Genomic DNA, 12,806 nt, shown 5'->3' with positions numbered 1-12,806 from the left:
GGCCTTCTCTCAGGCATCGGCGGAGCGGCCCTTCACCGCGAAGATGCCCTGGGGCCGCTTCTGGATGAAGATGATGATGAAGACCAGCACGGCGATCTTGGCCAGCACGGCGCCGGTCCAGCCTTCGAGAAACTTGTTGAGGATGCCCAGGCCCAGCGCGGCATACACCGTGCCCGCGAGCTGCCCCACGCCGCCCAGCACCACCACCATGAACGAATCGACGATGTAGCCCTGGCCCAGGTCCGGCCCGACGTTGCCGACCTGCGAAAGCGCGCAGCCCGCCAGCCCGGCGATGCCCGAGCCCAGCGCGAAGGCATAGGTATCGATGCGCGCCGTGTTCACGCCCATGCACGAGGCGATGGGGCGGTTCTGCGTGACCCCGCGCACGAACAGGCCCAGCCGCGTCCTGCCGATCAGGAAGGCCATGCCCAGCAGCACCGCCGCGGCAAAGCCGATGATGACCAGGCGGTTCCATGGCAGTTGCAGGTTGGACAGCACCTGCACGCCGCCGCTCATCCACGAGGGGTTCTCCACCCCCACGTTCTGCGCGCCGAAGATGCTGCGCACCAGTTGCATCAGCATCAGGCTGATGCCCCAGGTGGCCAGCAGCGTCTCCAGCGGGCGGCCGTAGAGGAAGCGGATCACGCTGCGCTCCAGCACCGCGCCCATCAGCGCCGAGGCCGCGAACGCCACCGGCACGGCGGCCACCAGGTACCAGTCGAAGGCGCCGGGCAGGTACTTCTGGAACAGGCCCTGCACCACGTAGGTGGCGTAGGCGCCGATCATCATCAGCTCGCCATGCGCCATGTTGATGACGCCCATGAGCCCGTAGGTGATGGCCAGGCCCAGCGCCACCAGCAGCAGGATGGAGCCCAGGCTCAGGCCCGTGAACAGCACGCCCAGCCGGTTGCCCCAGGCAAGCGCGGCGTCCACGGCGCGGATGGAATCGTGGAGGGCGGCCTTGACCTTCGGGTCCTGCTCGTCGCGCAGGCGCTCCTCCAGCATGGTCTTGGTGTTGGGGTTCTTGGCCGATGCCAGCGCGCGCGCGGCGTCCAGGCGCCTGGCGGCATCCTCGCTGCCGAGCATGATGCCGGCGCGCAGGGTTTCGAGCTGGTCTTTCAGCGCCGCGCTGTGCTCGGCGGCCAGCGCCTTGTCGATCAGCGGCAGGCGGGCCTCGTCGGTCTCGCCCTGCAGCGCGGCGATGGCCGCGGCGCGGGTTTTCTCGTCGGTGGAAAAAAGCTGCAGCGCGGCCAGCGCGGCGTCGATCTCGCCGCGCATGCGGTTGTTGCTGACCACGTCTTGCGCATCGTCGGGCACAGGCACCTCGGCGCCGGTGCTGGCGTCGTAGCCCTTGCCGTCGCGCAGCACGATGACCTTGTCGCCCGCGACCTTGACCGCATCGTCGGCCAGTGCCCGCAGGAAGGCGGCGGTGTCCGCCTCGGGCGCGGCCACGGCCTTCTGCATGGCGGCGATGCGGTCGTCCGCCTCGCCGGTTGCCAGGGCTTTTGCGGCTTCCGGGCTGATGGCATGGGCGGCGCCAGCTATCGAAAGCAGAGCAAACAAGGCCAGTTGGAAAAAATGCCGCATGAACAGTCCAAACGCGGTGTGATGGATGCAGGCACAGGCTCCGCGCCCGTCCGCCCGTGTAGCGGGCACGCCTCCTGCAAGAACCATTCCAAAGAAGGCGGGAAAGAGAAGCGGCCCGCCGGGGCCGCTTCGGGGGGCGGGCTTACTTCTTCTCGGGCTCGTCCTTCTTCTTGTCGTTGCCTTCGATGTACGGGCTCCACGGCTGGGCCTTGATCGGGCCCTTGGTCTTCCACACCACGTTGAACTGGCCGTCGGCCTTGATCTCGCCAATCAGCACCGGCTTGTGCAGGTGGTGGTTCTTCTCGTCCATCTTCACCGTGAAGCCGTCGGGCGCGGCGAAGCTCTGGCCACCCATGGCCGCGATCACCTTGTCCACGTCGGTGCTCTTGGCCTTCTCGACGGCCTGCTTCCACATGTGGATGCCGATCCAGGTGGCTTCCATCGGGTCGTTGGTCAGTGGCTTGTCCATGTGGCCGGGGATCTTCTTGTCCTTGGCGTACTCGCTCCACTGCTTGATGAAGGCGGTGTTGGTCGGGTTCTTCACGCTCATGAAATAGTTCCACGCGGCCAGGTGGCCCACCAGCGGCTTGGTGTCCACGCCGCGCAGTTCTTCCTCGCCCACGGAGAAGGCCACCACGGGCACGTCCTTGGCCTTCAGGCCGGCGTTGCCGAGCTCTTTGTAAAACGGCACGTTGGAGTCGCCGTTGATGGTGGAGATCACCGCCGTCTTGCCGCCCTGGCTGAACTTCTTGATGTCGGCCACGATGGTCTGGTAGTCGCTGTGGCCGAACGGGGTGTACTTCTCGTCGATGTCGGCTTCCTTCACGCCCTTGCTCTTCAGGAACGCGCGCAGGATCTTGTTGGTGGTGCGCGGGTACACGTAGTCGGTGCCCAGCAGCACGAAGCGCTTGGCGCTGCCGCCGTCCTTGCTCATCAGGTATTCCACGGCGGGGATGGCCTGCTGGTTGGGCGCGGCGCCGGTGTAGAACACGTTCTTGGAGAGCTCTTCGCCCTCGTACTGCACGGGGTAGAACAGCAGGCCGTTCATTTCCTCCACCACCGGCAGCACCGACTTGCGGCTCACCGAGGTCCAGCAGCCGAAGATCACCGACACCTTGTCCTGGCCCAGCAGCTGCTTGGTCTTCTCGGCGAACAGCGGCCAGTTGGAGGCCGGATCGACCACCACGGGTTCGAGCTTCTTGCCCAGCACGCCGCCGTGGGCGTTGATGTCGTCAATGGCCATGAGCACCGTGTCCTTGAGCACGGTTTCCGAGATGGCCATGGTGCCCGAGAGGCTGTGCAGCACGCCGACCTTGATGGTCTCCTCGGCGTGGGCGGGAATGGCGGCAATACCTGCCAGGGCGACGGCGGCGGTAAGCGCCTTGAGGGTGAATCGACGTTGCATGTGCTACTCCGGAAGGTGGATGGAAAAGAGTGGATTTCGCTCGTCGCGCCCCGGGCCCGGCGCTGGAGCCCGCGGAAGCGATGGGGGGATGCTATGCAGCCCCCGCCCCGCCGCAAATACGCCGGGTGGCGTACGCCCGCCGTTGCGCCGCCGGCATGGAATGGGTGCGCGGCGTGCATGACCGTTGGCGCATACATCCCTGCGGGTGGCGCATAACCCCTAGGCAGGCATGCCGGGGCGGCGTAACGTTCGGCCACCGTACTTTTTTCCCATGAGGTCGTTGTCATGAGCTCCGAACTGTCCTACGTCCATCCCACCGCCAACAGCCCCTGGGGCACCTACCTGTCGCAGGTGGACCGCGTGATGCCCTACCTGGGCCCGCTGGCGCGCTGGTCGGAAACCCTCAAGCGCCCCAAGCGCGCGCTGATCGTGGACGTGCCCATCGAAATGGACAACGGCACCATCGCCCACTTCGAGGGCTTTCGCGTGCAGCACAACATGTCACGCGGGCCCGGCAAGGGCGGCGTGCGCTTCCACCCCGACGTCACGCTCGAAGAGGTGATGGCGCTGTCGGCCTGGATGACGGTGAAGTGCGCGGCGGTCAACCTGCCCTACGGCGGCGCCAAGGGCGGCATCCGCGTGGACCCGAAGAAACTCACACTCACCGAGCTGGAGAAGATCACCCGCCGCTACACCAGCGAGATCGGCGTCATCATCGGCCCGCAGCAGGACATCCCCGCGCCCGACGTGAACACCAACGCGCAGATCATGGCGTGGATGATGGACACCTACTCGATGAACACTGGCACCACCGCCACCGGCGTGGTCACGGGCAAGCCCATCCACCTGGGCGGCTCGCTGGGCCGCGTGAAGGCCACGGGCCGCGGCGTGTTCGTGACGGGCCGCGAGGCCGCACACCGCCTGGGCCTGGAGCTCGAAGGCGCACGCGTGGCGGTGCAGGGCTTCGGCAACGTGGGCGCCATCGCCGCCGAGCTGTTCGCCGAGGCCGGCGCCAAGGTGGTGGCGGTGCAAGACTTCTCCGGCACCGTCTACAGCGACCGGGGCCTCGACGTCGCGCAGCTCGTGGCGCACGCCAAGGGCGCGGGCGTGGCCGGCTTCGCGGGCGGCGAGCGCATCGCCGACGAGGACTTCTGGGGCATCGAGGTCGACATCCTGATCCCCGCCGCGCTGGAAGGCCAGATCACCGCCGAGCGCGCGCACCGCATCACGGCCCGGCTGGTGCTGGAAGGCGCCAACGGCCCCACGGTATCGCAGGCCGACGACATCCTGGCCGAGCGCGGCATCCTGGTGGTGCCCGACGTGATCTGCAATGCCGGCGGCGTGACCGTGAGCTACTTCGAGTGGGTGCAGGACTTCTCCAGCTTCTTCTGGACCGAGGACGAGATCAACCAGCGCCTGGATCGCATCATGGTCGGCGCGCTGGAGCACATCTGGGACACCGCCGACCGCCACAAGATCACCCTGCGCACCGCCACCTTCGCCGTGGCCTGCGAGCGCATCCTGACGGCGCGCCAGGAACGTGGCCTGTACCCCTGATGCCATGCCGATTGATTGATACTCCCGGGGAGTATCAATCAAAGAACGGCGGATTATCTGCGGTAGCCGATAGCAGGTAGGGGGAGTATAATGGAGCCTAGCCCTCGAACTGCGGATGCAACTGCCGTATGCGGCTCAGCGCCATGCCGGCGGCGGCGGTGCGCGTCTCCACGCCGAGCTTGGCAAAGACGCGCTCCAGGTGCTTCTTCACCGTGGCCGGGCTGGCGCCCAGGATGTCGCCGATGTCGCGGTTGATCTTGCCCTTGACCACCCAGTACAGCACCTCGGCCTCGCGCGCGGTGAGCTTGAACGACACGCTCATGGCCTCGATGATGGCGGCGTCGCTGGCCTCCTGCATGACGATGAGCCAGTCGCCGCCGTCGCTGTCGCCCACGCGCTGGTGCAGCCGAAAGATCAGGCGCCGCGGCCCCTGCTCCAGCGACAGGCGCGGCGGCTCGATGTGGGCCTCGGCCTCGGCCTGGTGGCGGCGCAGCCATTCGAGCACCGGCGCGGGCGTGGCCGGCGCCACCGTGCCGCAGTAGCGCAGCAGCAGGTCGCGCGCCAGCGGGGTCTGCCACATCAGCCGCCCGTCGCTGGCGCGCACGGTGATGCTGGCGTAGCCGAAGGCGTCGAGCGCGTTGCGCGCCTGGCCGGCCTGGCGCGCGTCGCGCCGCGCCAGGCGCGCGCCCTGCAGGTGCACCTGCATGCGCGCCAGCACCTCGCGCGGCTTGATGGGCTTGGTCACGTAGTCCACGCCGCCCGCCTCCAGCCCCGCCACCAGGTGCTCGGTCTCGGTCAGGCCGGTCATGAAGATGATGGGAATGTGCGCGGTGCGCGCGTCGGCCTTCAGGTGCCGCGCCACCTCGAAGCCGTCCATGCCGGGCATCATGGCGTCGAGCAGCACGATGTCGGGCAGCGCCTGCGCAGCGCGCGCCAGCGCCGCCTCGCCCGAGGTGGCGACCAGCACGGTGCAGCCGGCCTCGTCGAGCGCGTCGTGCAGCAGCGACAGGTTGTCGGGCACGTCGTCGACGATCAGCACCACGTCGCTGTCGGAGCGGTCGAGGTCGAACTCAATGGGAAGGCTGCTGGTGTTCATCGCGGGGCGGGGCGGCGCCGTGGTCTCTGCCGGGGTCTGGTGCTGGCGGGGCGGCGGCCCGGGCCCCGCTCTGCCATGCCGCCAGCGTCTGGCCCATGGCTTCGAACTGGAATTGTCGCGCCATCCCGCGCAAGTCTTCCACGAAGGCCGCACATTCGGGCTGCGCGGCCTCGATCTCGGTCAACTGCGCGAGGATGCCGCGGTAGAAGCCCAGCTCCACCACGCGGGCGAGCGCCGCCAGCCGCTCGGGCTCGGGCAGCACGCGCTCGGCGCGCGGCATGGGCGGCGGCGCGGCGGCGGGCGCCGCGTCCTCGCGCCAGGACAGGTGCAGGCGGCGCTCCAGCCAATCGAGCAGCTCGCTGTGACGCACGGGCTTGACGATGAAATCGTCTTGCGGCAAGTCCACGTCGTTGTCGAGCCCCTTGTCGAAGGCGTTGGCCGATACCACCGCCACCGCCACGTCGGCATGGCCGGCGCCGCGCAGGCGGCGGATGGTCTCCCAGCCGTCGATGCCGGGCATGGCCAGGTCCATGAAGATCGCATCGGGGCGGTAGCCCGTGGCCAGCAGGTCCAGGCAGTCGTGGCCGCTGGCGGCGGTGCGCAGCGCGAAGCCCAGCGGCTCCAGCAGGTGGACGAGCAGTTCGCGGTCGGGCTCCTCGTTGTCCACCACCAGGATCTTGCGGCGCGGGCCCGCGTAGCTCCCGCGCGCGCGGCGCGGCGCGCCCGGGGCCCGCAGCCCGGCCAGGCTGTCGTGGCGCACCTGCGGCAGAAAGAGCTGCACGCGAAACACCGACCCCTCGCCCGGCGTGCTGCGCGCCGACAGCACGCCGCCCATGAGGTCGGCCAGCATCTTGGCGATGGTGAGCCCCAGCCCCGCGCCCGGCACGGCCTGGCCCGCCGAGGCGCCGCGCGCGAACGGCTCGAAGATCTGCGCCAGCTCGGCGCCGGACATGCCGGGGCCGGTGTCCTCGATGTCGATGTGCGCCATCTCGCGCGCATGGCGCACGCGGAAGGTAACCTGGCCCCGCGCGGTGAACTTGATGGCGTTGCCCAGCAGGTTGATGAGGATCTGGCGCACGCGCTTCTCATCGGCGCGCACCACCTCGGGCAGCGCGCCCTCGGCCTCGAAGCAAAAGCGCAGGCCCTTGCCCGCCGCCTGGAGCTCGAACATCGCGGCGGTCTCGTGCACCGCGTCGGCGAAGCGCATGGGTGCCACGTCGAGCCGCAGCTTGCCGGCCTCGATGCGGGCGATGTCGAGCGTGCCCTCGATGAGCGAGAGCAGGTGTTCGCCGCCGCGCTTGATGATGTGCACCGCGTGCTTGCGGTGCGGCGGTATGGCGGCGTCCTCGCCCATGAGCTGCGCATAGCCCAGGATGCTGTTGAGCGGGGTGCGCAGCTCGTGGCTGATGGCGCTGATGTAGCGGCTCTTGGCCTGGTTGGCCAGGTCGGCCTGCTCGCGCGCGGCGTCCGCCACCTGCTTGGCGCTCTGCAGGGCCAGATCGGTCTGGCGGTGCAGCGCGATCTCGCGCACCAGCAGGCCGGTCTGGCGGTTGCTCTCCTCCTGCGCCACGCGCCGGCTCTGGTGCGCCAGCACCAGCCACCAGGCCACGATGCCGGCGATGACCAGCAGCGCCATGTAGGCCTTGACGAAGCCCGAGCGCAGCGAGGCGCGCGCCTCCTGCGGCGCATTGAGCGCCTGCTCGGCGGCGTCGCCGATGGCGCGCAGCTCCTGGTGGTAGAGCAGCCCGAACACCATGGCCAGCAGCGGCACCACCACCAGCATGAGCAGCAGGAAGTGGCCCAGGCCCGTGTCCAGATAAGGCCAGATGCGCTGCGGCAGCAGGTGCCGCAGCGCGGCGGACCACTGCGCGGACAAGCTGGCGTGCGGCTTGCACAGGTCGCCGCAGCGCGCGTCGAGCGTGCAGCACAGCGAACAAATCGGGCCGCGGTAGGCAGGGCAGTGGGCCATGTCGGGCCCCTCGTATTCGCGCTCGCAGATCACACAGCGCTGCAGGCGGCGGTAGCTGCCATCCCCCGCTGCCGCAGCGGCTCCGGCGGCCCCATCGGAGGGCGGCGAAGCCACGCAATGCCGCGCGTGGGGGTCCGCGTCTTCGCGTGCGATGTAGTAGCGCCCCCGGGTCCACCACGCGATCAGCGGCGAGGCCACGAATGCCGTGCCCAGCGCGATCAGCGCCGAGAACGCCTGCGCCGTGGCCCCGTAAAGCCCCAGGTGCGCGGTGACCGAGAGCAGCGAGGCCAGCGCCATCGCGCCCACGCCCACGGGGTTGATGTCATACAGGTAGGCGCGCTTGAACTCGATGCCCGGCGGCGACAGGCCCAGCGGCTTGTTGACCACCAGATCGGCCACCACCGCCATCATCCAGGCGATGGCGATGTTGCTGTAGAGGCCCAGCACGTCGCCCAGGGCCTCGAACACGTTCATCTCCATCAGCATGAAGGCGATCAGCGTGTTGAACACCACCCACACCACACGCCCAGGGTGGCTGTGGGTGACGCGCGAGAAGAAGTTGCTCCACGCCAGCGAACCGGCGTAGGCGTTGGTGACGTTGATCTTGAGCTGCGACACCACCACGAACAGCGCCGTGGCCGCCACCGCCCAGCCGTAGCGCGGAAACACGTATTCGTAGGCCGCCAGGTACATCTGGTTCGGGTCCACCGCGCGCTCCACCGGCACCATGTGGCTGATGGCCAGGTAGGCCAGTAGCGCCCCGCCGATCATCTTCACCACCCCCAGCAGCACCCAGCCCGGCCCGCCGGCCAGCACGCCGAACCACCAGCGGCACCGGTTGGCCGGCGTGCGCGCGGGCATGAAGCGCAGGTAGTCGGCCTGCTCGCCCATCTGCGTGATGAGGGCAATGCCCACGGTGAGCGCGGCGCCGAACAGATGCATGTCGAACGCCGCAGTGGCGCCGCGCGCGCCCTCGCCGGCGTACTGCAGGATGCCGGCGAACGCGCCGGGGTCGCGCACCAGCACGTAGGCGAACGGCACCACCAGCATCACCAGCCACAGCGGCTGCGTCCACACCTGCAGCCGGCTGATGGCCGACACGCCATGCGTGACCAGCGGTATGACCACCAGCGCGCAGACCAGGTAGCCCCAGCTCGGCGGAATGCCCAGTGCGAGGTCGAGCGCGTAGGCCATCACCGCCGCCTCTAGCGCGAAGAAGATGAAGGTGAACGAAGCGTAGATCAGCGAGGTGAGGGTGGAGCCGATGTAGCCAAAGCCCGCGCCGCGCGTGAGCAAGTCCATGTCGACACCGTAGCGCGCGGCGTAGATGCTGATCGGCAGCCCCGCCAGGAAGATGATGAGGCCCGTGGCGAGGATGGCCCAGAGCGCGTTGACCGCGCCGTACTGCACCAGCAGCGTGGCGCCCACGGCCTCCAGGATCAGAAACGAGGCCGCGCCGAAGGCCGTGTTGGCCACCCGCCATTCACTCCACTTGCGGAAGCGCTGCGGCGTGAAGCGCAGCGCATAGTCTTCCATGGTCTCGCTGGCGACCCAGGAGTTGTAGTCGCGCCGCACCTTCACCACCTGCTGGGGCGCGTCGTGGAGAGCGGCAAGATCGGTATCGGTGGACACGGCCCGTCGATGCAGGTTTCATGCCGGGGGACAAGACTCACGTACGACGCACTACGCCACGCCCGCTAAAATGCGCCACCTGCGCAGAGTTGGGTGAGCGGTTTAACCTAGGTTTAAACCGGCAGTCTTGAAAAACAGTTGTAGGAAGCGTGGCAGAGTGGTCGATTGCACCGGTCTTGAAAACCGGCAACGGGCAACCGTTCGTGAGTTCGAATCTCACCGCTTCCGCCAATAACTTTCATAAGTGAGGGACTTGCAGAATTCAAAATGGCAGCAGGCCGGGGTTCGCTCAGCGCTCAAATTTTGAGCAATTTTCAACCTGGAAACGGCAGTTGAATCCCAAAAATTCGAGCAAGTGCCTGTCACGCATTGGGTTTCCATGCTTTCCAGACTCACCCATTTGGAACTGCTCTGCAGTCACGTGAAGTCTTTGGAAACCCGCATGGATATTGGGTTTCTTCAGTTTTTCGGTTGGTTCAACTGCCGTTTTTAGGATGAAAGATCAGCCGGCCGGGCTCCAATAGTCAGGCGCGGCGGCTCGAAGTCGATCTCCGCCACGCCCGGCATCGCCAGCGCGTCGGCAATGTTGCGCCGCTGCCTCGTCAACCGCTGATAGTCTTCGAAGCTCAGCAGCACGTGCGCCGGCTTGCCACGATCCGTGATGAACACCGGGCCGCTCTTGGTAGCCTTCTTTGCTCGGGTCACGTGTGGGAACAGGAAACAAGGTGAATACCGCTTCTACATCCACTTTCCCCCCGGCCAGACTTCTGGTTCAACGTCTGACCGAGATCGCGCAAAGCAGTATTCCTGTGATGAAAAATGCCTCCAGCGCTCATGGATGCTGCGGCGGCAGCTACTGAAAAAGTAGCGGCATGGCGTTGCTTCCCGTGGCCGCCCGCGTCTTCGCGCTCGCATAATCGGGCCCCATGCAGATACCTTTCACCAAGATGCAGGGCGCGGGCAACGACTTCGTCGTGCTCGACGAGACGCGCCAGCGTCTCGGCCTCGTGCCTGCGCACTACCGCATGCTGGCGGATCGGCATTTCGGCGTCGGGGCGGACCAGATACTGACCGTGCGCCCGTCGCCCGCGCCGGGCGTGGATTTCGAATACGTCATCCACAACGCCGACGGCGGCGAGGTGGAGCAGTGCGGCAACGGCGCGCGCTGCTTCGCGCGCTACGTCGTGGACCATGGCCTCACGGACAAGCGCGCCGTGCGCGTGCAGACGCTGGCCGGCGTGATCGAGCCGCACATCGGCGACGACGGCCGCGTCACCGTGGACATGGGCGCGCCCGTATTCGACCTGCCCCGGGTGCCGTTCGACGCCCAGGGGATCGAGCCCGTTGCGGCGGGCACGTGGCTGCAGTGGCCGCTGGCGCTGGGCGATGGGCAATCCGTGTTGGTCGCCGTGCTTTCCATGGGCAACCCGCACGCGGTGCAGGTGGTGCCCGATGCCCAGGCCGCGTCGGTGGCGCAGCAGGGTCCGCTGGTCGAGCGGCACGGGCGCTTCCCGAACCGCGTGAACGCGGGCTTCATGGAGGTGGCGGCGCGCGGCCATATCCGCCTGCGCGTCTACGAGCGCGGTGCGGGCGAGACGCTGGCCTGCGGCACCGGCGCCTGCGCCGCCGTGGTGGCGGGCATCCGCATGGGGCTGCTCGACGCGCGGGTGGACGTGGATACCCACGGCGGGCGCCTCACCATCGCCTGGGCCGGCGCAGACGCGCATGTCATGATGACGGGGCCGGCCACCACCGTTTTCGAGGGCCGCATCGAACTACCCGACACGCCATGACGACGCAAAGCTCCTCCTCTTCCGCCATCCCGCCCATCACCGAGGACGACATCGCCAACTACCTGGCGAACACCCCCGATTTCTTCGAGCGCCATGCCGACGTGCTGACCAGCGTGCAACTGCCCAGCCCGCACGGCGGGCGGGCCGTCAGCCTGCAGGAGCGTCAGGCCGAGATGCTGCGCGACAAGATCCGCGCGCTGGAGCAGCGCACCATGGAGATGATCCGCCACAGCGGCGAGAACACGGGCATAGTGGACAAGATGCTCCTGTGGGTCGCCGACCTGCTGCGCGCCCGCGACGCTGCGGCGCTGCCGCGCCGCATCGTGGACGAGATCCAGACCCGCTTCAACGTACCGCAGGCCGCCATCCGCGTCTGGGACGTGGCCGAAGGCTACCGCGCCGAGCCTTTCGCGCAGGATGCGGGAGACAACGCCCGCGCCTTCGCCGCCTCGCTCACCGCGCCGTTTTGCGGCGCCAACCTGGGCTTCGAGCCCGCCGCCTGGCTCGGCGATGCCGCTGCCGCCAAGTCGCTGGCGCTGCTGCCGCTGCGCGACGGCCCCATCGAGGCCGCCGGTACGGCGTTCGGCATGCTGGTGCTCGGCTCGCCCGATCCGCAGCGCTTCGAGGCCGGCATGGGCACCGATTTTCTGGAGCGCATCGCGGAACTCGCCAGCGCCGCGCTGTCGCGCCTGCGCTGATCCACGGGGCCTGCGGCGAAACCTGCCATGAACGCCGCCCCGGGCCACCCTCGGCAAGCGAACGACCCATCGGGGGACAGCGCAGCGCACGAAGCAGCCAGCGCGGACGCCTTGATCGAGGGGTACCTCGAACACGTGCGCGTGGAAAAGCGGCTGGCGCCGCGCACGCTCGACCTGTACGCGCGCCACCTGGCCGAACTGGCCGGCTTTGCGTCGGCGGCGGGCGTGCCGCTGCTGCGCCTGCGCAACGCCCATGTGCGTCGCTTCGTGGTGCAGTTGCATGCGGCGGGGCGCCAGGGGCGCGGCATCGCGCTCGTGCTGTCGTGCTGGCGCGGCTTCTACCGCTGGCTGGGGCGCGAGGGCCAGGTCGCCGCCAATCCCGTGCAGGACGTGCGCGCGCCGCGCGCGGGCAAGCCGCTGCCCAAGGCCCTGGGCGTGGACGACGCGGTGCAACTGGCGGCCTACCGCGCGGGCGATGCCGACCCGTGGCTGGAAGCGCGCGACGCCGCCATGGCCGAGCTGCTCTACGGCTGCGGCCTGCGCGTGGGCGAACTGGCGGGCCTGGACCTGCTGCCCAGCGCCGATACCGAGCGCCTGGGCCGCGGCTGGCTGGACCTGGAGGCCGGCGAGGCGCACGTGTTCGGCAAGGGCGGCAAGCGCCGCAGCGTGCCGATGGGCGCCCCGGCCTGCGAGGCCGTGCGCCAGTGGCTGGCGCAGCGCGCCGCTGCTGCCGCCGCGCAGGCGCAGCCCGCGCTGTTCATGGGGCGCCACGGCACGCGGCTCACGCCGCAGTCCATCTGGCAGCGCCTGCGCCAGCGCGGGGTGCGGGCGGGTTTGGCCACGCCCGTGCATCCGCACATGCTGCGCCACTCGTTCGCCAGCCACCTGCTGCAGTCCAGCAGCGACCTGCGCGCCGTGCAGGAGCTGCTGGGCCACGCCAACATCACCACCACGCAGGTCTATACGCGGCTCGACTACCAGCACCTCGCGCGCGTGTACGACGCGGCGCATCCGCGCGCCAAGCGCAACCCCTCCGGCTCCTGACGCGGTACGCGCGGCAGGGCCGGCT

9 protein-coding genes and 1 tRNA gene are annotated in these 12,806 nt (G+C 68.7%); 5 read left to right on the top strand and 5 right to left on the bottom strand.

The window, feature by feature from the left end:
* Nucleotides 1-9: 9 nt before the first annotated feature.
* Nucleotides 10-1,587, bottom strand: coding sequence for an urea ABC transporter permease subunit UrtB (gene urtB, locus PY257_RS05755; RefSeq protein WP_275739806.1), 1,578 nt, complete (start codon nt 1,585-1,587; stop codon nt 10-12).
* A gap of 142 nt (nt 1,588-1,729) precedes the next feature.
* Complete coding sequence (gene urtA, locus PY257_RS05750; protein ID WP_275739803.1) at nt 1,730-2,992, bottom strand: urea ABC transporter substrate-binding protein; 1,263 nt, start codon at nt 2,990-2,992, stop codon at nt 1,730-1,732.
* 285 nt (nt 2,993-3,277) lie between these two features.
* Here urtA and PY257_RS05745 point away from each other — a divergent pair, with 285 nt between their 5' ends.
* Nucleotides 3,278-4,549 carry a Glu/Leu/Phe/Val family dehydrogenase gene (locus tag PY257_RS05745; RefSeq protein WP_275739801.1) on the top strand — a complete coding sequence of 424 codons (1,272 nt, stop codon included), beginning with the start codon at nt 3,278-3,280 and terminating at the stop codon, nt 4,547-4,549.
* Between the two features lie 97 nt (nt 4,550-4,646).
* On the opposite strand, the gene PY257_RS05740 is transcribed toward PY257_RS05745, so the two are convergent.
* Entirely contained in the window at nt 4,647-5,645 is a 999-nt protein-coding gene (locus tag PY257_RS05740) for a response regulator (protein ID WP_275739799.1), read from the bottom strand.
* On the bottom strand, nt 5,620-9,150 hold the full coding sequence (locus PY257_RS05735; protein ID WP_275739860.1) for a hybrid sensor histidine kinase/response regulator: 3,531 nt from the start codon (nt 9,148-9,150) through the stop codon (nt 5,620-5,622). Before PY257_RS05735 ends, PY257_RS05740 begins: the two co-directional genes overlap by 26 nt.
* 239 nt (nt 9,151-9,389) lie before the next feature.
* Between PY257_RS05735 and PY257_RS05730 the strand changes: the two genes are divergently transcribed.
* Nucleotides 9,390-9,477, top strand: a tRNA-Ser gene (locus PY257_RS05730).
* A 258-nt stretch (nt 9,478-9,735) separates the two neighbouring features.
* On the opposite strand, the gene PY257_RS05725 is transcribed toward PY257_RS05730, so the two are convergent.
* On the bottom strand, nt 9,736-9,963 hold the full coding sequence (locus tag PY257_RS05725; RefSeq protein WP_275739858.1) for a type II toxin-antitoxin system Phd/YefM family antitoxin: 228 nt from the start codon (nt 9,961-9,963) through the stop codon (nt 9,736-9,738).
* Nucleotides 9,964-10,172: 209 nt separating this feature from the next.
* On the opposite strand from PY257_RS05725, the gene dapF reads away from it, so the two are divergent.
* Genes dapF through PY257_RS05710 form a run of 3 tightly spaced genes read left to right on the top strand, consistent with a single transcriptional unit; the run spans nt 10,173 to nt 12,781 of the window.
* Nucleotides 10,173-11,039 carry a diaminopimelate epimerase gene (gene dapF / locus PY257_RS05720; RefSeq protein ID WP_275739797.1) on the top strand — a complete coding sequence of 289 codons (867 nt, stop codon included), beginning with the start codon at nt 10,173-10,175 and terminating at the stop codon, nt 11,037-11,039.
* Entirely contained in the window at nt 11,036-11,737 is a 702-nt protein-coding gene (locus PY257_RS05715; protein ID WP_275739795.1) for a DUF484 family protein, read from the top strand. The genes dapF and PY257_RS05715 overlap by 4 nt, the downstream gene beginning before the upstream one ends.
* A gap of 27 nt (nt 11,738-11,764) precedes the next feature.
* Complete coding sequence (locus PY257_RS05710) at nt 11,765-12,781, top strand: tyrosine recombinase XerC (protein ID WP_275739792.1); 1,017 nt, start codon at nt 11,765-11,767, stop codon at nt 12,779-12,781.
* The last annotated feature ends 25 nt before the right edge of the window (nt 12,782-12,806 follow it).

Origin of the sequence: Curvibacter soli (genome assembly GCF_029211125.1) — a bacterium.
In the GTDB taxonomy this organism is placed as follows: Bacteria; Pseudomonadota; Gammaproteobacteria; order Burkholderiales; family Burkholderiaceae_C; genus Curvibacter_A; species Curvibacter_A soli.
Note: the sequence above shows the minus strand (reverse complement) of the source record. Positions and strands in the feature narration are given on the sequence as shown.

Coding starts and splice junctions, on each gene's coding strand:
- urtB (WP_275739806.1), bottom strand. CDS start 1,587: ATGCGGCATTTTTTCCAACTGGCCTTGTTTGCTCTGCTTTCGATAGCT.
- urtA (WP_275739803.1), bottom strand. CDS start 2,992: ATGCAACGTCGATTCACCCTCAAGGCGCTTACCGCCGCCGTCGCCCTG.
- PY257_RS05745 (WP_275739801.1), top strand. CDS start 3,278: ATGAGCTCCGAACTGTCCTACGTCCATCCCACCGCCAACAGCCCCTGG.
- PY257_RS05740 (WP_275739799.1), bottom strand. CDS start 5,645: ATGAACACCAGCAGCCTTCCCATTGAGTTCGACCTCGACCGCTCCGAC.
- PY257_RS05735 (WP_275739860.1), bottom strand. CDS start 9,150: ATGGAAGACTATGCGCTGCGCTTCACGCCGCAGCGCTTCCGCAAGTGG.
- dapF (WP_275739797.1), top strand. CDS start 10,173: ATGCAGATACCTTTCACCAAGATGCAGGGCGCGGGCAACGACTTCGTC.
- PY257_RS05715 (WP_275739795.1), top strand. CDS start 11,036: ATGACGACGCAAAGCTCCTCCTCTTCCGCCATCCCGCCCATCACCGAG.
- PY257_RS05710 (WP_275739792.1), top strand. CDS start 11,765: ATGAACGCCGCCCCGGGCCACCCTCGGCAAGCGAACGACCCATCGGGG.